The sequence below is a fragment of the Bosea vestrisii genome, from assembly GCF_030144325.1.
In the GTDB taxonomy this organism is placed as follows: Bacteria; Pseudomonadota; Alphaproteobacteria; order Rhizobiales; family Beijerinckiaceae; genus Allobosea; species Allobosea vestrisii_A.
Genome location: NZ_CP126307.1, coordinates 4,728,698 through 4,752,750, shown reverse-complemented (window position 1 = coordinate 4,752,750; position 24,053 = coordinate 4,728,698). Strand labels below are relative to the sequence as shown.

At 66.0% G+C, this 24,053-nt stretch carries 22 protein-coding genes and 1 tRNA gene; 13 read left to right on the top strand and 10 right to left on the bottom strand.

What is annotated here, in order from left to right; translation table 11 throughout:
- Positions 1-38 precede the first annotated feature (38 nt).
- The 3 genes from QO058_RS23340 to QO058_RS23330 all read left to right on the top strand — a co-directional run bounded on the left by QO058_RS23340 (position 39) and on the right by QO058_RS23330 (position 2,144).
- Positions 39-1,067, top strand: a complete 1,029-nt coding sequence (locus tag QO058_RS23340) for an amino acid ABC transporter substrate-binding protein (RefSeq protein WP_284168597.1) — start codon at positions 39-41, stop codon at positions 1,065-1,067.
- A gap of 9 nt (positions 1,068-1,076) precedes the next feature.
- Positions 1,077-1,703, top strand: a complete 627-nt coding sequence (locus QO058_RS23335; protein ID WP_284168596.1) for an aspartate/glutamate racemase family protein — start codon at positions 1,077-1,079, stop codon at positions 1,701-1,703.
- A 147-nt stretch (positions 1,704-1,850) separates the two neighbouring features.
- Positions 1,851-2,144 (top strand): GYD domain-containing protein, encoded by a 294-nt coding sequence (locus QO058_RS23330; protein ID WP_284168595.1) that lies wholly within the window; start codon positions 1,851-1,853, stop codon positions 2,142-2,144.
- 207 nt (positions 2,145-2,351) lie between these two features.
- Here QO058_RS23330 and infC read toward each other — a convergent pair whose 3' ends face one another.
- Entirely contained in the window at positions 2,352-2,921 is a 570-nt protein-coding gene (infC, locus tag QO058_RS23325; protein WP_432212080.1) for a translation initiation factor IF-3, read from the bottom strand.
- A 58-nt stretch (positions 2,922-2,979) separates the two neighbouring features.
- The gene (locus QO058_RS23320) at positions 2,980-4,203 is read right to left on the bottom strand and encodes a glycosyltransferase family 4 protein (protein WP_284168594.1); all 1,224 of its coding nucleotides are present in this window, start codon (positions 4,201-4,203) and stop codon (positions 2,980-2,982) included.
- 124 nt (positions 4,204-4,327) lie between these two features.
- Here QO058_RS23320 and QO058_RS23315 point away from each other — a divergent pair, with 124 nt between their 5' ends.
- Positions 4,328-5,113, top strand: a complete 786-nt coding sequence (locus QO058_RS23315; RefSeq protein WP_284168593.1) for an alpha/beta hydrolase — start codon at positions 4,328-4,330, stop codon at positions 5,111-5,113.
- Between the two features lie 6 nt (positions 5,114-5,119).
- On the opposite strand, the gene QO058_RS23310 is transcribed toward QO058_RS23315, so the two are convergent.
- The 6 genes from QO058_RS23310 to QO058_RS23285 form a co-directional block, all read right to left on the bottom strand.
- Positions 5,120-5,350, bottom strand: a complete 231-nt coding sequence (locus tag QO058_RS23310) for a BQ00720 family protein (protein WP_284173005.1) — start codon at positions 5,348-5,350, stop codon at positions 5,120-5,122.
- Between the two features lie 139 nt (positions 5,351-5,489).
- Entirely contained in the window at positions 5,490-5,918 is a 429-nt protein-coding gene (locus QO058_RS23305) for an Hsp20 family protein (protein WP_126113446.1), read from the bottom strand.
- Between the two features lie 136 nt (positions 5,919-6,054).
- Positions 6,055-6,459: a RidA family protein gene (locus QO058_RS23300; RefSeq protein ID WP_284168592.1), complete on the bottom strand. Its 405-nt coding sequence runs from the start codon at positions 6,457-6,459 to the stop codon at positions 6,055-6,057.
- 108 nt (positions 6,460-6,567) lie between these two features.
- Positions 6,568-6,644: transfer RNA gene (locus QO058_RS23295), tRNA-His, on the bottom strand.
- A 128-nt stretch (positions 6,645-6,772) separates the two neighbouring features.
- A complete protein-coding gene (locus QO058_RS23290) occupies positions 6,773-7,768 on the bottom strand; it encodes a hypothetical protein (RefSeq protein WP_284168591.1) in 996 nt (331 codons plus the stop codon).
- A gap of 155 nt (positions 7,769-7,923) precedes the next feature.
- Positions 7,924-8,319, bottom strand: coding sequence for a phasin (locus QO058_RS23285; protein WP_284168590.1), 396 nt, complete (start codon positions 8,317-8,319; stop codon positions 7,924-7,926).
- Positions 8,320-8,575: 256 nt separating this feature from the next.
- Between QO058_RS23285 and QO058_RS23280 the strand changes: the two genes are divergently transcribed.
- Together QO058_RS23280 and QO058_RS23275 are read left to right on the top strand one after the other, a co-directional pair.
- Entirely contained in the window at positions 8,576-11,572 is a 2,997-nt protein-coding gene (locus tag QO058_RS23280; RefSeq protein ID WP_284168589.1) for an ATP-binding protein, read from the top strand.
- A gap of 458 nt (positions 11,573-12,030) precedes the next feature.
- The gene (locus QO058_RS23275; RefSeq protein ID WP_284168588.1) at positions 12,031-13,575 is read left to right on the top strand and encodes a GGDEF domain-containing protein; all 1,545 of its coding nucleotides are present in this window, start codon (positions 12,031-12,033) and stop codon (positions 13,573-13,575) included.
- A gap of 153 nt (positions 13,576-13,728) precedes the next feature.
- Here QO058_RS23275 and QO058_RS23270 read toward each other — a convergent pair whose 3' ends face one another.
- Together QO058_RS23270 and mgtE are read right to left on the bottom strand one after the other, a co-directional pair.
- Complete coding sequence (locus tag QO058_RS23270) at positions 13,729-14,664, bottom strand: bestrophin family protein (RefSeq protein ID WP_347975502.1); 936 nt, start codon at positions 14,662-14,664, stop codon at positions 13,729-13,731.
- A 331-nt stretch (positions 14,665-14,995) separates the two neighbouring features.
- Complete coding sequence (gene mgtE / locus QO058_RS23265; RefSeq protein WP_284168586.1) at positions 14,996-16,378, bottom strand: magnesium transporter; 1,383 nt, start codon at positions 16,376-16,378, stop codon at positions 14,996-14,998.
- 276 nt (positions 16,379-16,654) lie between these two features.
- Between mgtE and QO058_RS23260 the strand changes: the two genes are divergently transcribed.
- From QO058_RS23260 to QO058_RS23230, 7 genes are all read left to right on the top strand, one after another.
- Positions 16,655-17,875, top strand: coding sequence for an acyl-CoA dehydrogenase family protein (locus QO058_RS23260; protein ID WP_284168585.1), 1,221 nt, complete (start codon positions 16,655-16,657; stop codon positions 17,873-17,875).
- 68 nt (positions 17,876-17,943) lie between these two features.
- Entirely contained in the window at positions 17,944-18,606 is a 663-nt protein-coding gene (locus QO058_RS23255; protein ID WP_284168584.1) for a glutathione S-transferase family protein, read from the top strand.
- A 208-nt stretch (positions 18,607-18,814) separates the two neighbouring features.
- The gene (locus QO058_RS23250) at positions 18,815-19,756 is read left to right on the top strand and encodes a DMT family transporter (RefSeq protein WP_284168582.1); all 942 of its coding nucleotides are present in this window, start codon (positions 18,815-18,817) and stop codon (positions 19,754-19,756) included.
- A gap of 230 nt (positions 19,757-19,986) precedes the next feature.
- Entirely contained in the window at positions 19,987-20,877 is an 891-nt protein-coding gene (locus tag QO058_RS23245) for a LysR family transcriptional regulator (RefSeq protein WP_284168581.1), read from the top strand.
- Between the two features lie 97 nt (positions 20,878-20,974).
- Entirely contained in the window at positions 20,975-21,493 is a 519-nt protein-coding gene (locus QO058_RS23240; protein ID WP_284168580.1) for a tripartite tricarboxylate transporter TctB family protein, read from the top strand.
- A 3-nt stretch (positions 21,494-21,496) separates the two neighbouring features.
- Positions 21,497-22,999 (top strand): tripartite tricarboxylate transporter permease, encoded by a 1,503-nt coding sequence (locus QO058_RS23235; RefSeq protein WP_284168579.1) that lies wholly within the window; start codon positions 21,497-21,499, stop codon positions 22,997-22,999.
- Positions 23,000-23,060: 61 nt separating this feature from the next.
- Entirely contained in the window at positions 23,061-24,032 is a 972-nt protein-coding gene (locus QO058_RS23230) for a tripartite tricarboxylate transporter substrate-binding protein (protein WP_284168578.1), read from the top strand.
- Positions 24,033-24,053 lie beyond the last annotated feature (21 nt).

The window sequence follows — 24,053 nt, the reverse complement described above, 5'->3', positions numbered from 1 at the left end:
CGCCAAGAGCCCGTAGCGACCACGACAGGGGAACTGCCATGAAAACCAAACAGCTGAAACATCTGCTCTTCGCTGGCCTCGCCGCGCTCGGCTTCTCCGGCGCAGCCACCGCCCAGACCGGCACGCTCGACCGCGTCAAGGCGCGCGGCGAGCTGATCTGCGGCAACCACATCGCCCTTCCTGGCTTCGGCATCCAGGGGTCGGACGGGCGCTGGGACGGGCTCGACATCGATCTTTGCCGCGCCGTCGCCTCTGCGATCTTCAACGACCCGAACAAGGTCCGGTTCATCCCGACGACGCCGCAGATGCGCTTCGTCGTGGTGCAGTCGGGCGAGGTCGACATGCTCGCCCGCAACGCGACCTATACGATGTCGCGCGACACCACGGCCGGCATGTCCTGGCCGATCATCAACTATTTCGACGGCCAGGGCTTCATGGTGCGCAAGTCTCTGGGGGTCACCGAGGCGAAGGGCCTGAACGGCGCCTCGATCTGCGTGACGCAAGGGACGACGACCGAGCTCAACCTTGCCGACTTCTTCCGCGCCAACAAACTCAAATACGAGATCATCGGCTTCGCCACCAATGAAGAGGGCGTCAAGGCGCTGGAGGCCGGGCGCTGCGACGCCTTCACCACCGACACCTCCGGCCTTGCCGCCGAGCGCCTGAAATTCTCCAAGCCGGACGATTTCGTCATCCTGCCGACGCTGATCTCGCGCGAGCCGCTCGGCCCGGCGGTGAAGCGCGGCGACGAGAGCTGGGTCGCGCTGGTGAAATGGGTGCATTACGCCATGCTCAATGCCGAGGAACTCGGGGTGAGCAAGGCCAATGTCGAGGAGCAGCTCAAGTCGGGGAACCCCGAGATCAAGCGCCTGCTCGGCGTCGAGGGCAAGTTCGGCGAGGGCCTCGGCCTCTCCAATGACTGGGCCCATCGCGTCATCAAGCATGTCGGCAATTACGGCGAGAGCTTCGAGCGCAATGTCGGCGCGGGCTCCAAGCTGCAATTGAAGCGCGGACTCAACGACCTCGCCTCGAAGGGCGGGCTGCAATACCCGCATCCGATCCGCTAAAGCCTGCCGATGCGAATCGCACTGATCCATGCGCTGCGCCATTCGCCGCCTCCGATCGAGGCGGCGTTCGCGCGGCTGTGGCCTGAAGCCACGCTGATGAACCTGCTCGATGACAGCCTATCGGCCGATCTTTCCCGCGACGGGCGGATCACCGAGGCGATGACCGGGCGCTTCCTGAATCTGGCGAGCTATGCCCGGGCGACCGGCGCCGACGGCATCCTCTTCACCTGCTCGGCATTCGGACCCTGCATCGAGGCGGTCCAGCGCGCGCTCGCGCCGCTGCCGGTGCTGAAGCCGAACGAGGCGATGATCGAGGAAGCGGAGACGGTCGGCAGCCGGATCGGCCTCCTCGCCAGCTTCGGGCCGACGCTCCAGTCGATGCCCCCGGAGTTTCCGGGATCGCTGACGGTAGTGCCGAAGCTCGCCGACGACGCGTTCGCCGCACTCGATGACGGGCCCGAGCATGACCGGTTGGCGGCTCTCGCAGCCAGCGAGCTGACGGATTGTGACGCGATCGCGCTGGCGCAGTTCAGCCTGGCGCGCGCGGCATCGGCGGTCACAGCCGCGACAGGCAAGCCGGTGCTGACGACGCCGGACAGCGCGGTGCGGAAGCTGAAGCGGCTGCTCAGCCGATAGGCCCTGCCGGATACCGGCCCGTGATGCTAGACTGGCAAGGCAGGCCCGGCGGATGGTTCAACAACCCATCCGGAACCAGTGCGGCGACAAGCCGGCGCCGTATACTGCTTCCGACGGAAAGGCCGGGCCTTTTCGGGGAGAGGCGCGATGACCACCTACATCATGCTGCTCAACTGGACCGACCAAGGCGCGCGCAAGCTGAAGGATTCGCCCGCCCGTCTCGACACCGCCAAACAGGCGCTGAAGGATATGGGCGGCGATTTCAAAGCCTTCTTCATGACGATGGGCAAACACGACATGGTCGTCGTCTGCGAGGCGCCGGACGATGCCGTGCAGGCGCGCTTCTGCCTGCAACTGGCCATGCTCGGCAATGTCCGCACGGAAACGCTCAAGGCTTTCCCCGAGGCGGCCTATCGCGAGATCATCCGCTCCGTCAGCTAGAGCCGGATCCGTTTCTCACTTTGAGTTTGGAGACCGCTTTTTTTTGATCAGCTTGCCGTGCAAGCTGATCGGAGCGGGCTCTAGGGGATGCCTTGACCTGGTCGACTGATGGCCGGATCGGGCCGAATGCAACGAAGCCCGGCCGAAACGGCCGGGCTTCGTAAAAACGGTGCGAATGCGGGCCTCATTCGGGCGCGCGGCTCGACATCACTTCGGCGCGAGCACCATCACCATCTGGCGGCCTTCGAGCTGCCAGTCGCTCTCGACCTTGGCGATCTCGACGAGATCGGCCTTGACGCGCTCCAGCACCTTCACGCCGAGGTCCTGGTGCGCCATCTCGCGGCCGCGGAAGCGCAGGGTGACCTTCACCTTGTCGCCTTCGTCGAAGAAGCCGTGCATCGCCTTCATCTTCACGTCGTAGTCGTGCTTGTCGATGCCGGGGCGGAGCTTGATTTCCTTGATCTCGATGGTGCGCTGCTTCTTGCGCGCCTCGGCCGCCTTCTTCTGCTCGAGAAAGCGGAAGCGGCCATAATCGAGAATCTTGCAGACGGGCGGCTCTGAATTGGGGGCGATCTCGACCAGATCGAGACCGGCGTCCTCGGCAATCTTGAGCGCCTCGAAGAACGAGACCACGCCACGGTTGGCGCCGGTATCGTCGATGAGCTGGACGTCGCGGACGCCACGAATGTCGCGGTTGGCGCGGGGGCCGTCCTTGACGGGGGTTGGTGCGGCACGGAAGGGACGACGAATGGCTGTATTCTCCTGTGATTGGCGCATCGCGCCGTTGGTGAGACACATTGCACAATGCGAAGCGTTGTCAATGGATCAGGTGGGTTCAGCGCCCCAGCAGGGCGCAATAGACGTCGAGTGTGTCGTTGACCATCGACGCCAACGAGAAATGGCGCTCGACATGCAGCCTGGCGCGGCGCGCCAGCGCGTCGCGGGCGGAAGGCCGAAGCGCCAGCGCTTCGCGCAACGCTTCGGCGAGCGCTGGCGCATCGCCGGGCGGGATATGCCAGCCGCTGCGCTCCTGAGGCGAGACCTGCGGCGGCGCCAGCACCGTCTCCGGCACGGCGCCGAGATTGGAGACGATGACCGGCGTGCCCATGGCCTGCGCCTCGACGGCGACACGGCCGAAGGCTTCGGGCTCGGTCGAGGGTACGGCGACGACGGCCGCCGCCAGGAAGGCCGCCGGCATGTCGCTGCAATGGCCGACGCGGCGGACGCGGCCTTCGAGCTTGGCTTTGGCGATGGCGTCGTCGAGCTCGCGCACATAGCCGTCGCGGCCCTGCGCATCGCCGGCGAGGATGAAGGCGGTGTCCTCGTCGCCGGCGTCGCGCAATTGGCGCGCCGCCTCGATCAGCACCTTCTGGCCTTTCCAGCCGGTGAGCCGGCCGGGCAGCAGCACGATGCGCTGATGCGGCTCGACACCCCAGGCGCTGCGCAGCGCGCTGATCCGCTCCGGGTTCACCGCCGCCGGCGCGAAGGCGGAAAAGTCCGTGCCGCGATGGACGACGCGAATGCGGTCACGGGCGAAGCCGTGCCGGGCCCGGATCAGATCGGCGGTATAGGCGGAGTTGGCGATCACGCAGTCGCTGCGCGCCATCACCGAATTATACAGGTTCTTCACCGCCGAGCGGGCGTTGTAGGAGCCATGATAGGTGGTGACGAAGGGCAGCTTCAGTGCCCGCGTCGCTGCAAGCGCGACCCAGGCCGGTGCCCGCGAGCGGGCGTGGACGAGATCGACCCGTTCGCGCTTGCACAGCAGGGCGAAGGTCCGCACGTTCAGCAGCATCGAGACCGGGTTCTTGGCCGCGGCCGGGAACGGCAGCCAGATGCCTCCCTTGGCCTGCAGCTCGGCGACGAGCCGCCCGCCTTCGGTCGCGACCAGCGCACGCGCACCGACTTCGGTCAGCCCCGCGGCGATATCGACGGCGGTGCGCTCGGCACCACCCGCTTCCAGATCCGGGATGATCTGCAGCACGGTGCGCCCGGCGAGCGGATGCGTCTCGGTCGAAGGCAGGGACAATTGTGCGCCGGAACGCAGGGAGGTGCTCACTACTCGAAAAGGCCTTCTGCTTGGCGACTCGCGGGTGCTATCGGGTTCAGATGATGACCAAATCGGGCGGTATTGCAGCTGGCATCTGCCTGCTTTCACCCGGTTCACCACAGGAGAGCATAGGGTGACGAAGCCTGAGCCGCAATTTTTGAGCATCGGCACCGGTACGGAGCGCCGCGAGATCGCGGTGCTCGCGCAGGCCGGCAAGGGCCCGCCGGTGGTCTGGCTCGGCGGTTTGCGCTCGGACATGCGTGCGACCAAGGCCGAGGCGCTCGCCGCCTGGGCGCAGCGCACGGGACGCGCCTTCATCCGCTTCGACTATGCCGGCCATGGCGAGTCGAGCGGCGACTTCGCGCAATGGACGATGTCGCACTGGATCGAGGATGCGCAGGCGGTGCTCGCTGCCCACGCCCGAGGCCCGGCCGTCCTGGTCGGCTCGTCCATGGGCGGCTGGGTTGCGCTGCTGACGACGTTGCAATTGCGCAAGACCGCTCCGCAACTGCAACCGGCCGGCCTCGTGCTGATCGCGCCGGCCGTCGACTTCACCGAAGAGCTGATGTGGGCGCAGATGCCGGAAGCGATCCGCGAAACCATTACGAAGGACGGCGTCTGGCAGCGGCCGTCGGAATATTCGCCGGAGCCGATGCCGATCACGCGAGCGCTGATCGAGGACGGACGACGCCATCTCCTCTTCGGGCAGCCGCTCGAAACCGGCTGCCCCATTCATATCCTGCAGGGAATGAAGGATCCCGACGTGCCCTATGGCCAGGCGCTGAAGCTGGTCGAGCACCTGCCGCACGATCCGGTCGTGCTGACCCTGATCAAGGACGGTGACCACCGGCTGTCGACACCGGACGACATCGAGCGTCTGGTGACAGCCGTCGCGGGGATCGTACCCGCGACGGCCTGAAACCGGTTAGTGCAGGCTGACCATCCTGAGGTCGTGCTCCCAGGCGTTGGCCGTCGCGGCCTCGCGGGAATCTGTCACCAGGATCGGTGCACCATCGGCCGAAAGCAGCGCAAAGAGCTGCAGCCCGGGCTCGATTTCCGGCGCCTGCGGGAAGATGCGCGCCAGCTCGTCCGACATAATCGGCTTGAGATAGGCGACCTGGCCGTTGCCGAGAGCGGCAAATTCAGCCGTGGTCAGGGGGTCTCTCTGGTCTCAGTCATCGCGCCCTCCTTCAGAGCAGTGCGAGGCGGCTTGATTGTGCATCCGTGATCATGAACGGAAGGCAAACCGCATGCCTTCCCGGACTGACGTCTATGAAGCGCCTTCTTGAAGGCCCCTAGTCGCGGCTCATGATATCGATACGCCGGACGAGCCGTTCCGGTTCCGGACGAGCCAGGTCGATGGCGAGCAGCCCGTTCGAGAGATCGGCGCCAAGGACCTGCATGCCGTCGGCGAGCAGGAAGGAGCGCTGGAACTGCCGCGCGGCGATGCCGCGATGCAGGAAATGCCGCGTCTTGTCGTCGACCTGCCGGCCGCGGATGGTCAGCTGGTTTTCCTCCAGCGTGATCTCGAGCTGTTCGCGCGAGAATCCGGCCACCGCGAGCGTGATCCTGAGCTTGTCGGGCTCGTCCTCGGTGCGCGGCATGCGTTCGATGTTATAGGGCGGATAGCCATCGCCGGCGCCTTTGGCGACCCGGTCGAGAGCCCGCTCGATATCGTCGAAGCCGAGCAGGAAGGGATGCGACAGGCTAGGCGGACGCGTCATCACGAAGCCCTTGAAAGGCGCCTCTGGAACTACCGGAGCCCGCTTGCGCAGCGCTCCGTACGCGAAAGGCGAACCCAACCGCGTGAACCGGATATGGCGAGCGCCGCCCTTTGTCGCAAGTCCTGCCGGTTGGCACTCAATCCAGCGCGGCGATCGCCTCGATTTCGATCAGGAGGCGCGGGTCGACCAGGGCGGTGACGCCGACCATGGTGCTCGCCGGATAGGGGCCGTCGCCGAGGTATTTCAGGCGCACCTTCCGCACTGCGATCGCCTTCTCCGTACTGAGATCGACGACATAGGTCACCAGCTTGAACACCCTGGTGAAGTCTGTGCCGGCAGCAGCCAGCGCCGCGGCGAGGTTGGCGTAGACCTGCTCGGCCTGGGCGGCGATATCGCCCTCCCCCACCACCTTCCCCATCGGGTCGTAAGCGACCTGGCCGGAGACATGAACCTGCCGCTCCGCCTTGACGATGGCGAGGTGCGAATAGCCGGTCGGCGGAGAGAGCGAGGCGGGATTGAGGAGATCGATCTTGCTGGGCATGGCGTGCTCCCGAAGCCGGCGGCCCGTGCCGCGCGTCAGGGCGGCAAGCTAGGCCGGCGCAGGCCGCGCGCGCAATCTCAAGGACCAACGGAATCGGATAAGGAGAGATGGTACAGCCACCCCGGCTTGAACGGGGGACCTCTAGATCCACAATCTAGCGCTCTAACCAACTGAGCTATGGCTGCACGGCTTGCGCCTGATGTCGCGGCGCCCGGAAGCTGTCCGGCGACGGCGCGGAACCTAGTGCCGCGTTTCGCCGAATGCAACGGCGAAATGCAGGCCGGCGCGGGGAAAACCGCGCCGGCTTTGAAAATCAGGAGCGCGGCAGGTCCTTGCGGGCGGTCGCGGCGAGATCGCCGAGATGGGCAGCGAGCGATTCATAGCTGCGGCGGAACGCCTTGGCCTGGAGCGCGACCGCGTCGGCGGCGCTCGGCGTGCGCGCCAGCGTCTCGATCTCGCCCAGCGTCGCCTTGAGCTCGGCGCAGGCATGATCGAGCACCTTAGCCTGGACGGCCCCGAAGGTGCGCGTCAGTACCAGCGTCTGCTCGAACCAGTTGACTGCCGAGAAGGGCGCGACGGCAACCGGCGTCGGTGCCTCGACCGCTTTGGCAACGGCGGGCGTGGCCGCAGGAGCCGGCTTGGCCCGCTGAGCGACCTCGACGAGCTTGAGCGGGGCGGGAGCGGGCTTTGCTGCAACCGGAGCGACCGGCTTTACCGCAACGGGCTCGACCTTGGTGGGAGCGGGCGACGCCTTGACCGGCTCAGCCACAGACTTGGCCGGCTCGGAAGTGGGCTTGGCCGGCGCGGCCTTCACAGCCGAGGCCTTGGCAGCCGGCTTTGCAACCTTCTTCTGCAGGACGATGCGCTTGGCGGGCTCGGCGACAACCTTGGCGGCGGGCTGCGGCGCAGATTTGGCGACGGCGGCGGGAGCAGCCTTCGCGACCGGCTGAGCTACTGGCTGCGGGGCGGCAGGCTTGGAAGCGACAGGCTTGGCCTCGACCTTCGGGGCGGAGATCGCTGCCGCCGGAGCGGTGGCCGGCTTCACGTCCATGACGGGCTTGGCCTCGGGAGCTTTGGCGACCGGCGGCACAGCGGCAGCCTTCACCACCGGCTGGGGTGCAGCCGGCTGAGGTGCGACTTTGAGCACGGGCGCGGCCACAACCGGGGCGGCCACAGGCTTCGCGTCCACCGCAGGCTTGGTCTCGGGAGCCTTGGCCGGAACGGCCGGCGTCACCGGCTTCGACTCGCTCAACGCCTTGACCGGCGCGAGGCTGATCGGAGCCTTGCCGGGGATAGTCTGCTTCGCCATCGGATTCTCCTTCACGGTTCCGGCAGGGCCAGCCTGCGCAATCGACGAAACCGGACCTAAGTCATGTCCCCGCGAGGAGTTCACTCCTTCACGGGGCCGTGCGCTGGTCCGGCCGCCTCATCGTGAAGCCCGCACCGCCCCGCGGCGCGACGGCTTCACTTCAGCTTGGTCGCCTTGGCGGCGGTCTCGGCCGTCTTCTTGGCGACGTCCTGCACCGTCGTGCCAAGCTCCTTCAGCTGCGCCTGGAGAGAGGCCATCTGCGATTTCAGGAACTCAGACTGATGCTGGAGCACCTCGTTCATGTCGCGGGACTTGACCAGCTTGTTGGCAAGATCGAAAGCCGCCGAGACGTTGCCTTCGGCATAGGTCATGGCCTTCTTGGTCATGTCCTGGACGTTGACGCGGGCCGACTCGGCCGAACCATGGGCGCTGTCGACAGCCTTCTGCGCCGCGCCAATGAAGCCGTCGAAAGCCTTGCGGGCCTGGTCGACGCTCTTTTCAGCGAAGTCGCGCATTTCGGTGGGGACTTCGTAGGGGTTCTTGCCGTCCATGGTGGTCCTCCTGTGACCGAGCCAGGCTTCTGCGCCGCCTCCGACGTCGAGCCTTAATTGTGCACTGCAATATCATTATTGCAGTGCAATGACAACGCCGCCCCGGCCAAGACGGCGGGCGCCATATTAACGCTGTTTGGAAACGTCAGGGGAGAGGCAGTGTTCCCGCATGGATTCACCGTCCTCGCGCGGTTATTAAAGATTTGTTAGGCATATTCGCGCGGGCTTACGTCGCCAGCAGGTTGAGCGGAACGGGATGAGCGAATCCGTGCAGGATTGGAACGGCCTTGCCGGCGCGCTGGCGCAGGATCCCGCACTTGCTGAGTTCGCCAGCAAGGGCGCGCTGCTGCTCTGGCCAGCCGATGGTGATGCGCCGGCTTTCGCCAATGCGGGCGGCCAGGCGCTCCTCGACGCCTTCGGCGGAGCTGCGAAGCTGCCGGTGGCGACACGCGAGCGCCTGCGCCTGCTTGCGGGCGGGCTCGCCTCGCGCAACGGGCTCAGGCTCGAAAGACTGCGGCTCGGCGCTGCGCTGGCCGGACTCGTGACCTGCGCCTGCAAGCTCGTCGAGACCGAAGCCGGCTCTGCGCTGGCCGTCGGTGTCACGGCCTCCGACTTGCGCCGCCTGGGCATCACCGTGCCACAGGACGAGCCGCGCGTTCCGGCGGCAGCGACGACCTCGCCCTCCCCGGCCACCCCTGCGGCGCTCGCCACGGCAGCCGATACCCAGGCCGAATCACCCGAGCAGCAGCGTCGCGCCAATCTGCGCTTCCTGTGGGAAAGCGACCTCGATGGGACGCTGATCAGCCTATCCCAGGACTTCGCCGAGCTTGTCGGCCAACGGACGGCGAGCGCGACGCAGGGCCGCGACTGGCCCGCCTTGCTCGCGACCGACATCCTCGACCTCGACGGTGACCTGGCGACGCGCCTTGCGACCTCGTCGACCTGGAGCGGCCGGGCCGTGCTGTGGCGCGTTCACTCCGGCGAAGGCGCCCGCGTCGAGCTCTCGGGTTTTCCGCTGTTCGACAGCGAGCGCAATCCCGCCGGCTTCCGCGGCTTCGGTCTGATCCGCTCGCCGGCCAACGAGGCTTTTCCTGATCGGGAAGCGCCGATAGAGGCGCTCGTCCCGGCCGTGCTAGAAGCCGACGCCCCGGAGGCGGCTCCCCTTGAGGCGGCGGCCACGGAAGATCGCGTGTCTGAACAGGTTTCGGACGAGGTCATCGAGGCAGTCCCGGCTCCGACGGCCCAAACCGATTCCAGCGAGGGCAAAACTGAAGAGGCCGCACCAGCCGAACTGCCTACAGAGGCAGAGATCGAGGATGCGGCAGCCGAAGCCACGGAGACTGATGCCGATGCTCTGACGGCGCCCGCCGACGACGGCGACGCAGCGCCAGAAGCCGAGGAGCCGTTGCAGTCGCCCCCCGAGGCACCGCGAGCCAATGTCGTGCCGCTACGCAACGGCCATCTGGCGGCCGTCCGCCCGATGCTCGAACCGTCCAAGACCCTGCTGTCCTCGGCCGAGAGGAACGCCTTCCGCGAGATCGCCAAGGCGCTCGGCGCCCGCATCGCGGGCGAAGAAGACATGCCCGGCGAGCCGCGCCTGCCGGTTGCCGCTCCGTTGCGCATTCGTGCCAAAGACACCGAGGACTCGCAGGCGGACACTCCTGCGACGACCACTCCGCCGCCGGCCGCCATACCCGGACAGCGGCCGCGCGTCGCGAATGCCCATGCCGAGATCCTCGACCGCCTGCCGATCGCGGTGCTGGTCAACCGGGACGAGGCTGCGCTCTATGCCAACCGCACTTTGCTCGATCTGCTCGACTATGCCGACCTCGACGACCTCACTTCGGCCGGTGGCGTCAGCCAGCTGATCAAGGGGGCCAGCCGCGGCAGCGACGGTGCGATGATCCTGGTCGACCGCAAGGGCGGGCTGATCAGCGTCGACGGCCGGCTCTCCAGCGTGAGCTGGCAGGGCGAACCCGCAACGTTGATGGCCTTCCGCAACAGCGTGCCCGCCGGCGACCTCAAGATGCTGTCGCCCGAAGAGGCGGAGGAGCAGGAGCTTGCGGCCGAATTCGAGGCAGAGGAGGAAGAGAGTGCATCCCGGGTAGCCCAGCTCAGGCTCGAGGGCCAGGCGAACGACGCCCGCGTCGCCGAGCTTTCGGCGATGCTCGACACGGCGACGGACGGGGTCGTCACCGTCGACGGGCGTGGCCGCATCCTTTCGCTCAACAAAAGCGCCGAAGCGCTGTTCGGCTACGATCAGCGCGAGGTCGCCGGCGAGCTCTTCACTCTGCTCTTCGCGCCGGAAAGCCACTCGCCGGCGCTCGACTATCTCGACGGACTGATCGGCGGCGGCGTCGCCTCGCTGATGAACGATGGCCGCGAGGTCGTCGGCCGCGTGCGCCAGGGCGGGCGCATCCCGCTGTTCATGACGATGGGACGGATTGCCGAGAAGCCGGACAGCAAGTTCTGCGCGGTCCTGCGCGATATCACCGCCTGGAAGAAGACCGAGGGCGAGCTGGTTGAGGCACGCAAGACGGCCGAGAAGGCGAGCGCGCAGAAATCCGACGTGCTCGCCAAGATCAGCCACGAGATCCGGACACCGCTCAACGCCATCATCGGCTTCGCCGAGGTGATGGCGGAAGAGCGCTTCGGGCCGATCGCGAACGAGCGCTACAAGGAATACCTGCGCGATATCCACCTGTCGGGCGGCTACGTCATCAGCCTGGTCAACGACCTGCTCGACCTCGCCAAGATCGAGGCCGGCAAGCTCGACCTCGACTTCGGCAGCGTCAACCTGAACGAGATCGCACTCTCGACCGTCAACCTGCTGCAACCGGAAGCCCAGCGCGGCCGGGTCGTGCTGCGCTCAGGGCTGGCGCCGAAGCTGCCGCCGGTCGTCGCCGACGAGCGCTCGCTGCGCCAGATCGTGATCAACCTGCTTTCCAATGCGGTGAAGTTCACCGATGCCGGCGGGCAGGTGATCGTCTCGACCGCGCTCGGCGACCAGGGCGAGGCGATCCTGCGGGTGCGCGACACCGGCATCGGCATGGACGATGACGAGATCAAGCTGGCGCTAGAGCCGTTCCGGCAGGTGCCGACGACGCGCAGATCCGGCGGCACCGGCCTCGGCCTGCCATTGACCAAGGCACTGGTCGAAGCCAACCGGGCGGCGCTGACCATCACCAGTGTCAAGAAGGAAGGCACGCTGGTCGAAGTCACCTTCCCGCCGCAGCGGGTGCTGGCGAGCTGAAAGGATGGCGGACGAGACGCCCGGCCTCCTCGCAAGTCTCGACCATTTCGTGCTGACGGTCATCTCGATCGAGCAAACCTGCGGCTTCTAGCCTCGGCCGCAGCAACGAACGCACCGCTTGCCGGCGCCAATACTGCCGTAGCGGAATGTTAAGGAAAGCGCTGCACACCTGCGATGTGCCCTGCGCAGCCCCGCAGCTCCGATGACCAAGCGCTCTGGCTTTACGGCACGCAACGCCGGGGCGTTTCCCCGACGGCCGGCCAGCGCCGACTCCTCTTCCGGTAATGCCTATGTCGAAGCATCGCAGTCTCAGTTACCGGTTCTGGGCGGCCCTCGCGGTGATCCTCGGCTGCTCGGTGGTTCTCGGCGCGATCCTGATCTCGACCTATTAGAGGGAACTCCAGGCGACCCGGCTCAGCGAGACACGGCTCGAGCGCTTCCAGCTGGTGATGCGTGCCGTGAACCGCCTCTCGGCCGAGCGCGGCCCGGTCAACAGCGTGCTTGGCGAGGAGCCCAGCACCGACAGCGCCTCGCGCAGGCGCCTGATCACGTTCCGAGCGAACACCGATGCCGCACTGGATCGGCTATCCCCGATCGCCGGCTTTTCGCAACAGCTGGCCGAGACGAGGCGGTCGCTGACCGAGGCCCGCCAACTGATCAACGCCCTCGACAGGCAGCCCTTGCGGGCGCGCAGGCCGCAGGACTTCCACAAAGTCGTCCTGACCATGTTCGGCGTCGTCGACACGGCGCAAGCGCTGGTCGATGCCGCGATCAGCGATTTCAACACCGCCGAATCCGACCATCTGATCGGCACCGCGCTGGTCGCCCGAATGCTGAGCGATATCCGCGAGCAGGTCGGGCGCATGGGCTCCAACTTCGTCGCCTCGATCGCGGCGCGCACGCCGATCGGCCCCGAGCACCGCTCGGCACATGATATCGCCTATGGCCGCGTGCTCGGCTTCTGGCAGCTGGTCGAACAGCAGACCGGCACGAACACCAACCCGCAGATCGCGGCGACGCGCCGCGCCGTGGTCGAGGATTTCTTCGGCAAGGGCATGGCGATCTACCGCGAGCTCCTGGGCACAGGCGAGGACGGCAATTACGGCTTCGACACGATCACCTTCACGAACCAGATCGTGCCGACCTTCGCCTCACTTGAACGGCTGCGCGACCTATACCTCGATACCGCCATGGTGAAGGTTAAAGCCGACGGCGAGCATGCGCACCGGGTCCTGATCATCATCAGCGCCATCACCCTGATCGCCCTGCTTCTCGAACTCATCCTCGTCATCGCCAGCCAGACATTGCTGTTCCGTCCGCTGCTTTCGGCGCGTGACGCCGTCATGGACATGGCCGCTGGCAAGACCGGCGCCTCCTATGCGACGCGCAAAACGCCCAGCGAAATCAGCAGCCTTTTCGACGCGCTCGATGCCTTGCGCAGCAAGCTGACGGAGCGTGACGCCCTCGATCGGGAAAAGCTCAAGCTGACGGCCCAGTTGCGGCAGCTGGCGGAAACGGACGGTTTGACCGGGATACTGAACCGCGGCGCCCTGGAACAACGCGCCGCGAGCATGCTGGCTGCGCGATCCGAGCAGCAACCGCTGCCATTGATCCTGCTCGACATCGACCATTTCAAGCGGATCAACGACAATTACGGCCATATCGCCGGCGACGAGGTACTGAAGGAAACCGCCCGTCGGTTGCAGGCGGCCTTACGACCGACAGACGTCATCGCCCGTTTCGGCGGCGAGGAATTCGCCATCCTGCTGACCGATCCCACAGCGCAGCCTGACCAGATCGCCGAGCGTCTACGCAGCGCCTTCCTTGCCGCGCCCTTTTCGCTCGATACCGGCGCGACCCTCAACGTCACCGCGAGCTTCGGCGTAGCAGCAATGGCGCCTGCCGATGGCAGTTGGCCCGATCTCGTCGAGGCGGCGGATCAGGCGCTCTACGAAGCCAAGGCGGCCGGCCGCAACCGGGTGGTCGCGCGCGCGGCCGCCTAAGCGAGAGGATGCCGGGCAATACTCTCCAACTGTGGAGCATCGACAGGCGGTTGATGTGAGCCGCAGGTCGACAGTCTCATCGGAGTCTCGCGGGGTTATCTAAAAGGCGTTCCGCACCGAACCATGTCGGGCCCGATTGCGCCGGGCGGTTGCTCAGGTCGCGATATCATTGACCGGTCGCAGCGCGCTTGGCAGGTTGCCTTCTCCAAGGCCCCTCCGCAACTCGATCTCGATATCCCTGCAGATTTGGGAGATGGGCACGTCATTGGCGTTGCCCTCAAACGGATTGGCACTGCTCTCGCCGACCAGGTCGAGGGACATGTACACCCATCCAAGAAGCGCACTGAATGGGATCGTTAGCCAGATCGCGATAGAGCTGAGAAAGCCACCCAATTTGCCCATTTCCGCAAAGACCGGGACGATTCCAAACGGCAGCAAGGTGCAGAAGATAGTCATGAATATCGAGCTGATGATCGCGTATTGCCGGGGGTAAGGATTGTTCTTGATGCGATCGCAACGCGCCTGTTGGTCATGGAAGTCACGCAAGAGCTTCGTAAGTTCAGAATATATCTGCGGTGGGATGCTAGTACTTTTGAGCAGCCCGTTGACCTGAGCCAATTGCATATCAAGGAGAGCTATCGCCGGCTGCGGCGACTTCAAGACACTCTCGGCTTCTTCGCCCAACAGCTCGCGCAGTTCGTCTGGAAGCGATTTTTTGTCCTCCTGGATGTGATATCGCCGCCGCCGGAACTCGACGTTGGCTGCTCGCACCAGGGACTCCCAAGGCATCGGCCGGCGTAACGCGAACCGCAATGCCGTCATCCAGGCGATATGACGGTAGATGAGCTGCGTTGCCGTCGATGTATCCGTGAAATCTCGACAGAAGCTGGACCACATCCGGCTGCTCGCGGTAATTTGCGAAAAAGCCTGAAGAGCCTCGTTAGCGCGCGTAAATACCTGCGAATTCTTGAACCCGGCTACAAGTGAAACCGTCGTGCCAAGCACCAGCACGATAGACCAAGGCACCGAGAACCCTGAGGTGCCCGGAAAGCGATAGGCCGCTACGGCCAAGGCGCTCACCACGACCATGTAGATGACGCTACGTCGCGACCAGAGGGCGAAGTCCAACAATCTGTAAGAACGGCCTACATACATTGAACGTTTCGAAGCCCCTCACCGCACACGGCGCACGCCATTGGACGATCGCGCCCACCATAGGCGGGCAAGATCGTTTTGACAGCTACACCGTATGCAGCCTTCCATTTATTCGGGGCAAGCAATCCTTGTCGCCAAACAACTCGATCCGGTGGCTAGCCGTGAGCTCTCGACCGGCCGATCCGGTTCCTCGCAAGGATACTGAAGCTTCGCAACGCAGCTTCCTGGCTCAGAATCGGATGGACCACCTGCTGCCGCTCGGCATCTAGAGCAACGTGCCGCTCAGGATCATCAGGGCAATGCTGAAATAGATCGCCAAGCCGGAGACATCGACCAGCGTCGCGACGAAGGGTGCCGAGGCGCTGGCTGGATCGAAGCCGAGCCGCGTCATGATGAAGGGCAGCATCGAGCCGGTCAGCGAGCCGAAGGTGACGATGCCGAGCAGGGCCGCGCCGACCGTCGCCGCTACCAGCGGCCAATGCTCGCCATAGTCGTAGAAGCCGAGCTTCTGCCAGGCCACGACGCGGACGAAGCCGATCGCTCCGAGGATGGCGCCGAGCGTCAGTCCGGTCGGGACTTCGCGCAATGCCACGCGCCACCAGTCACGCAGGTTGAGCTCGCGCAGCGCAAGAGCGCGGATGATCAGCGAGGTCGCCTGCGAGCCGGAGTTGCCGCCCGAGCTCATGATCAGCGGAATGAACAAAGTGAGCACGATCGCCTTCTCGAGTGCGCCCTCGTAATGTTGCAGGACGGACGCGGTCAGCATCTCGCCGACGAGCAGGATGCTGAGCCAACCGGCCCGCTTCCTGATCATCTTGAAGAAGCCGATCTGGTTGTAGGGCTCGCCCAGCGCCTCCATGCCGCCGAGCTTCTGGACGTCCTCGGTGGTCTCGTCGACCATCGCGTCGATGACGTCGTCGACGGTGACGATGCCGAGGATAAGCCGGCTTTCGTCGACCACCGGCACCGCCAGCAGATTGTACTTGGCGATCAGCCGCGCCACATCCTCGCGGTCGGTCAGGGGCGAGACGCTGATCGGATCGCGCCGGGCTGCCGCCGAGCCGACGAGAGCGTCGGACTCGCCGGAGATCAGGCGACGCAGCGCGACAGCCTGCTGCAACGTGCCCGTCGCGGGATCGAGGACATAGATCGCGTAGACGGTTTCACGGGTGCGCTCGACGGTGCGCACGTGCTCGAGCGTTTGCGCGACCGTCCAGTCGGCGGGTACGCTGACGAACTCCGTGGTCATGATCGCGCCGGCGCTGTGCTCGGGATAGGCGAGCAGCGAGGCGAGCGCGGCCTTGGTTTCACGGTCGAGCCGCGCCACGAAGCGATGCCGCTCCGGCTCGGAGAGGTCGTTGCGGAAGATGTCGGCGATCCGGTCGGACGACATGCCCTGGATGAGGCTGACGGCACGGTCGAGCGGCAGCGCCTTCAGGATAGCGCCGGGCTCGTTGAGTTCGGGCTGGTCGAGCACATCGACCGCCCGTCCGCCCGGGAGATTGAGCAGGACTTCCGCGGCATAGGCCGGCGCGTGCTCGTTGAGCGTCTCGACGATGTCGGCGACGTGGGTGCGCGCCAGCGTTGCGGCCAGGATTCCGGCCGGGAGATCGATGGTGGGCAGGACTTCGGTGATAGCGGCGTTCATGGCTCGCTTCCTTCGGTTTGGCCGTCGAACGGCCAAACCGGGGCGAGCCTGCCGGTTAGGGATCAGGCGCCCGGGCGGACCGAGGACGGCAAGGACTGTCGACTGGGACTGTCGCTTGGCATGGGGTTCATGGGTTCCTGTGGAGTCGCCGGCCGGCCGTAGCGCGGATTGGCGAACGACCGGGCAGATGCGCCTCGCGGCTGGCCCCGTCAAGTCAAAATTCCATAAGGAGAACGAGCGCTTGCGAGCGCACGACCGGGCTGGCGAAGCCGCGCATTGGCTCGCCTCTCGCCAGCTTCTAAGCTGACGCCCAAGAGCCTCAACCAAGCGAGCCTGTCCCATGCAGTTTTCCCTGACCGAGGAGGAAGAGCTCATCCGCGAGGCGCGCGCAAGCTCGCTACCGAACGGCTGGCTCCTCTGGCCGAGCGGCTCGACCGCGGCGAGGGACGGCCGGAGTTCCTCACCAATCTGAAGCTGCTCGCCGAAAACGGCTTCATGGCGCTCAACATCCAGGCCGGCTTCGGCGGCACGGAGGCCGGCACCGTCGCCTTCGCGCTGACGCTCGAGGAGCTGGCGGCCGCCTGCGCCTCGACCGCCGTGACCACCTCGGTCACCAACATGGTCGGCGAGGTCATCCAGGCGGTCGGCTCGTCGCGGCAGCAGGCGGATCATCTGCCCAGGCTTGCCGACGGCACCTATCCGGCCGGCGCCTTCTGCCTGACCGAGGCTGGGGCGGGCTCCGATCCCGCCGGCATGAAGCTGCGCGCCCGACGTGACGGCGATGCCTACGTTCTCGACGGCGAGAAGATCTTCATCACCTCGGGCGAGTACGCCGGGCTTTTCGTGGTCTGGGGCGTGACCAATCCCGATGTACCCAAGGGCAAGGGCATCTCGGTCTTCCTCGTGCCGGCGGACACGCCGGGCGTCAGCGTCGGCAAGGCCGAGAAGAAGATGGGCCAGACCGGCTCGGCCACCAACACCATCCATTTCGATGGCGCGCGCGTCCCTGCCGCCAATCTGATGGGCAAGGAGAATGACGGCTTCCGGGTCGCGGTCGGCGAGCTCGCCGGCGGTCGCATCGGCGTCGCTGCGGTCTCGCTCGGCATTGCCCGCGCCGCGATGGACGCCGCCAAGTCCTATGCCCGCGAGCGTAAGCAGTTCGGCCAGGCGCTCACCGAATTCCAGGGCCTGCAGTGGCTGATCGCCGATCGCGAGGTCGACCTGCATGCATCGCGCCTGCTGATCCTCGATGCCGCGGCGAAGAAAGACCGCGGCGAGCCCTTCGCGAGGGAAGCCTCGATGGCAAAGCTCTTTGCCTCGGAAGCGGCCCATCGCTGCACCGACGCGGCGATCCAGATTCATGGCGGCGCCGGCTATTGCCGCGACTTCCCGGTCGAGCGCTATGCGCGCGACGCGCGCATCACCCGGATCTATGAGGGCACCTCCGAGATCCAGCGCCTGATCATCGCCCGCGAGACCTTGCGCCAGCTCGGCTGAGCTTCGTAGAATATTTTTCTCCGCATCTGCTGGATTCGGAGCCCCTCCCGTCTGCCGGAATCCTGCCCATGTCCCTGACCATCTATGGCTGCTACCGCTCGCGCGCGACGCGCAATGTCTGGCTCGCCAACGAGCTCGGCATCACCTTCAAGCATGTTCCGGTGATCCAGGTCTATCGCGTCGCAGACCCCCATGCGCCGGACGCGCCGATCCACACGCGCAGCGCCGAGTTCATGGCGGTCAATCCGAACGGCCACGTTCCGTCGATCGACGATGACGGCTTCGTCCTGCACGAGTCGCTGGCGATCAACCTCTACCTCGCCCGCAAGCATGGCGGCCCGGTCGCGCCGAAGGATGTGCAGGAAGAAGGGCTCGCGGCGATGTGGTCGCTCTGGGCCGCGACCGAATGCGAGACGCAGGCGCTGAACCTGACCTATCACCTGGCTGCCTATCCGCCAGAGAAGCGCGATCCCGCCATCGTCGCCACGGCTCTCGCCGCCCTTCCCGCCCCCTTTGCGGTGCTCGATAAGGCCCTGGCCGAGGGCGGCGGCTTTGTGATGGGCGGGCGCTTCACCGTCGCCGATATCAACGTCGCCGAGGTCATCCGTTACGCCAAGCCGGCAACGCAGCTCTTCGACGCGGCGCCGAACGTCAAGGCCTGGCTCGACGCCTGCCATGCCCGGCCGGGTTTCAAGGCGATGTGGGCAGCGCGCGAGGCCGAGCCTGCGTAAGACGAGAGCAGGATGCGAAAAAGTGGAAACCGGTTTTTCGCGCGAATCCTGCTCTGACTTTTTGATAAGAGACGGATTCAGACGTCAGACGGAACCGCTTGGCGGTTTCGTCTGACGTCATCCGGCTCTAGCCGGAAATCGGGTGGCCTGGCCCTGCCCGGCTACCTACTGACGCAGGATGACCCGCCCTGCGAGGACAGCTTCCGTCATGACACAGTCGACCTCCGCTCCCTCGCTGCGCATGGGCCCGATAGAATGGCTCCTGCTCGTCGCCCTCTCGATCCTGTGGGGCGGCTCGTTCTTCTTCAACAAGCTCACCGTGGCGGAGTGGCCACCCTTCGCCGTCGTGCAGGTGCGCGTCGGTCTGGCGGCGCTGTCGCTTCTCCTCGTGGTCCGGATCACGGGTCAATCCATGGCGGTCGGGCGCAGCATCTGGCTCGCCTTCTTCGGCATGGGCATCCTCAACAATCTGATCCCGTTCAGCCTGTTCCTGTGGGGCCAGCAGCAGATCGCGAGCGGCCTTGCCTCGATCCTGAACGCGACCACGCCGATCTTCGCCGTGCTGGTGATGCACTGCTTCGGCAATGAGAGGGCGACCGGGCTGAAGCTCGGCGGCGTACTGGCAGGCCTTGTCGGTGTCGGCATCCTGATGGGCCCCGACGTGCTCGGAGGGCTCGGCTCCAATCTCGCCGCCCAGCTCGCCTGCGTCCTCGCCGCAGTCTCCTATGCCTTCTCCGGCCTGTTCGGACGCCGCTTCCGCGGCCTACCGCCACTCGTCGCTGCCACCGGCCAGCTCAGTGCCTCGACGGTGATGATCGTTCCGATCGTATTCTTCCTGCATCCGCCATGGACGCTGCCAGTCCCGTCGCAGCAAGCCGTCCTCGCTGCGATCGGCCTGGCGCTGATCTCGACGGCGCTGGCCTACATCATCTTCTTCCGGATCATGCGCACTGCGGGACCGAGCAATGTCATGCTGGTGACCTTCCTGATCCCAGTCAGCGCCATTCTGCTCGGCTCGGGCCTGCTGGGCGAGGAGCTGCTGCCGCGTCACTTTGCCGGTATGGCCGCGATCTTCGCCGGATTGGCGCTGATCGACGGGCGCGTAGCCGGGCTGTGGAGCGCCAAGCGGGCCGACGCTCCGACTGCTTGACCGGGCTCAAGGCCGGCACTCACCAACGCAGATAGCAAGTCACTGCAGCATGACGGAACGCGGCGGCGGTGTTCACCCTGTGGACGCCGCTTTCGTGTTTGCGAGCTTTGTTGCCAAAAAATTATGAATTGCTCTAGGGTCGCAAAACTGGCGATACGCGCTAAAGGGCATAACCGAAACGACTGGACGATATCACAAAAAGCGATACGCCAGAGGGGAGCGCGACAACCATGGACCTGCGGCAGCTGCGATGCTTCATCGCGGTGGCGGAAGAGCTGCACTTCGGCCGGGCTGCCGAGCGGCTCGGCCTCGCACCGCCAGCACTTTCACGCCAGATCAGCGCGCTCGAGGACGAGCTCGGCGTCAGCCTCCTGACCCGCACCACGCGGCAGGTCGCGCTCACCCGCGCCGGGCTCATCATGCTGGAAGAGGCCAAGGCCATCCTGGTCCGGATGGAGCGCGCCTCCCGCTCGGTCCGCGAGGCTTCGCTGGCCTCCAGCAAGGTGCTGCGGGTCGGCGCGATCGACGCGGCATCGTCGAGTTTCGTGCCGGAGGCGCTGGTGACCTTCCGCTCGCGCCATCCCGGCATCGAGATCAAGTTCGTCGAGGCGATGACCGCACCCCTGGTGCAGATGCTGGAGGCCGGCAAGCTCGACCTCGCTCTGCTCCGCCCGCCCCGCAAGCCGACCGATTGCGCTTTCGAGATCCTGCGCGTCGAGCGACCCATCGTCGTGCTGAGCGAGAGCCATCCGCTCGCTGCGCGCGAATACCTGACCATGCAGGATCTGGTCGGCGAGCCCTTCGTCGTGCCGTCGAAGCGTATCCGCCCCTTCGCCTATGACCTTGTCATGGCCTATTTCGAGAGCGTCGGCGCGGTCCCGAACGTCACCATCGAGGCAACCGAGAAGCCGGCGATGATGTCCGCGGTCGCAGCCGGGCTCGGCATGGCGCTGGCGCCGGACTGGGTCTCGCGGCTGAGCTTTCCCGGAGTCACCATGCGGCGCCTGCGCGGCGCACTGCTCGACCCGCCACCCCCGGGGCCCTGGTCGGCGTCGCCTGGCGGCCGCATCAGAAGCTCGCGGCGCGCGACGATTTCCTCGCCATCCTGCGCGAGAGCGTGACCTTGATCGACGACGGCAATGTTCTGCCGTTCAGCGTAACCGGGCGCGGCAGAAAGTCTGCTCCGCGCACAGCAACCACCCGAGCCGGAGGACATTGATGAGTCTGAACAAGATCGAGGCTGCGCAGGGTTGGCGCATCCGCTCGACGCAGGATTTCGCGGGCGGCCTGTTCATGATCGCGCTGGCGGGACTGGCGCTGTTCCTGGCGCGCGACCTGCCGCTCGGCACCTTGCGCCAGATCGGCCCGGGCATGCTGCCCAAGTCGATCGCGGTGATCTGCGCCGCGCTCGGCGCGCTGCTGGCCTTCAACTCGCTGCGCTACAAGGGTGAGAAGCTCAGTGGCTGGTCCTGGCGCGGTGTCCTCTTCGTTCTCGGCGCGGCAGTGATCTTCGGCCTGACGATCCGCGGCTTCGAGATCGGCCCGCTCAAGGTGCCGCAGCTCGGCATGCTGGTGTCAGGGCCCCTGGTCGTGTTCATCGCCGGCCTCGCCGCCGATGACGTCAGGATCAAGGAACTCGCCATCTTCGCCGTGGCGATGACGGCTGCCTGCGCCCTCCTGTTCAAATACGCGCTGAGCCTGCCTATCCCGCTGGCGCCCTGGCTGCTGGGAATCTGATCGATGTCTGAAATGTTCGCTCATCTCGGGCTCGGCTTCGGTGTCGCGCTCACGCTCCAGAACATCGCGCTCTGCTTCGTCGGCTGCCTCGTCGGCACGCTGGTCGGCGTCCTGCCGGGCGTCGGACCGATCGCCACCATCGCCATGCTGCTGCCGATCACCTTCGGGCTCGATCCGGTCGGCGCGCTGATCATGCTGGCCGGCATCTATTACGGCGCTCAGTACGGCGGCTCGACCACGGCCATCCTCGTCAACATTCCCGGCGAGGCCACCTCCGTGGTGACGACGCTCGACGGGCACCAGATGGCCAGGCAGGGCCGCGCCGGCGTCGCGCTCGGCACCGCCGCGCTCGCCTCGTTCTTCGCCGGCTGCGTCGCCACCGTCGTCATCGCGGCGCTGGGAGCGCCGCTGACCAAGCTGGCGCTGCTCTTCGGTCCGGCCGAGTATTTCTCGCTGATGGTGATGGGCCTGTGCTTTGCCGTCGTGCTGGCGCGCGGCTCGATCCTCAAGGCCTTCTGCATGATCATGCTCGGCCTATTGCTCTCGACCGTCGGCACCGATCTCGAGACCGGCCAGGAGCGCATGACCTTCGGCTTCCCACCGCTCTCCGACGGCATCGACTTCGCCGTGCTGGCGATGGGCGTGTTCGGCTTCGCCGAGGTGCTGCGCAACCTGGAGAACCCGGAGGCGCGCGACGTCGTCCGCGCCAAGATCGGCCGACTCCTGCCGGGCTGGAGCGACATCAAGCAGGCGGCCCTGCCTGTCGTTCGCGGCACCGGCATCGGCGCGATCCTCGGAATCCTGCCCGGCAACGGCGCGGTGCTTGGCCCCTTCGCCAGCTATACGGTGGAGAAAAAGATCGCCAAGGACCCGTCGCGCTTCGGCAAGGGCGCGATCGAGGGTGTCGCCGGACCGGAAGCGGCCAACAACGCCGGGGCCCAGACCGCCTTCATCCCGCTGCTCACGCTCGGCATCCCGCCGAATGCGGTGATGGCGCTGATGGTCGGCGCAATGACCATCCACGGCATCATTCCCGGGCCGCAGGTGATGACCAAGAACCCCGACCTGTTCTGGGGCATGATCGCCTCGATGTGGATCGGCAACCTGATGCTGCTGGTGATCAACCTGCCACTGGTCGGGCTGTGGGTGAAACTGCTGCAGGTGCCGTACCGCCTGATGTTCCCGGCGATCCTGATCTTCTGCTCGATCGGCATCTACTCGGTGAACAATCAGCCGGTCGACGTCGCCTTCACCGCGCTATTCGGCCTGTTCGGCTACATCCTGATCAAGCTCGGCTTCGAGCCCGCCCCGATGCTGCTCGGCTTCGTGCTCGGCAAGCTGATGGAAGAGAAGCTGCGCCAGGCCCTGATCATCTCGCGCGGCTCGTTCATGACCTTCATCGAGCGGCCGATCTCGGCCGGCCTGCTGCTGGTCGCCGTCGCGATCCTCGTCATCGCGCTGCTGCCGTCGATGTCGAAGAAACGCGAAGAGGTCTTCACCGAATGAAGGGGTTGTCGCCCATCCCCGTTCCACCATCTTCAGGATATCGCATCAGGGAGGATTACCCATGAAGAAGCTCGCCCTCAGTCTCACCGCAGCGCTCGCGTTGGCGCTGCCGGCTCAGGCCCAGTCCAAGTATCCGGAGCGGCCGATCACCATGATCGTGCCGTTCGCGGCCGGCGGACCGACCGACATCATCGCCCGCATCGTCGGCGAGAACATGTCGAAGACCCTCGGCCAGCAGGTCGTCGTCGAAAACGTCGCCGGCGCCGGCGGCACCACCGGCATCACCCGCGCGCTGACGGCGACGCCCGACGGCTACACCATCGCGATGGGCCATCTCGGCACCTTCTCGGCGGCGCCCGCCACCTATCCCGGCCTGAAATACGACCCGATCAACGGCATGCAGACGATCGGACTCGCCGGCGGCACGCCGATCCTGATCGTCGCCAAGAAGAACTTCGAGCCTAAGGACCTGAAGGAGTTCGTCGCCTATGTGAAGACGAACACCGACAAGGTGAACGAAGCCCATGCCGGCGTCGGCTCGGTGTCGTGGACGACCTGCACCCTGCTCAAGGGCCAGCTCGGCGTGCCGAAGCTGAACTCCGTCGCCTATCGCGGCACCGGCCCGGCGCTGAACGACCTGGTCTCCGGACAGATCGACTTCATGTGCGACCAGATCGTCAGCGTCGCCGAGCAGGTCAAGGCCGGCACGATCAAGGCCTATGCCATCGCCTCGGCCCAGCGCTCGCCGGCGCTGCCCGACGTGCCGACCACCAAGGAAGCCGGTCTGCCGGAGTACCAGATCGAGGCCTGGAACGGCATCGCCGCGCCGAAGGGCATGCCGAAGGAAGCGATCGACAAGCTGGTCGCCGCGCTCGGCAAGGCGCTCGACGACGAGGGCGTCAAGAAGCGCCTGCTCGATCTCGGCACTGTGCTGCCTACCGCCGAAGAGCGCACGCCGGCCGGCTTCGCCGCGATCGTCAAGCGCGACGCCGACAAGCTCTCGCCGGTGCTCGCCGCCGCGCCGAAGCAGTAAACGGCTCGGATCATTTACCTA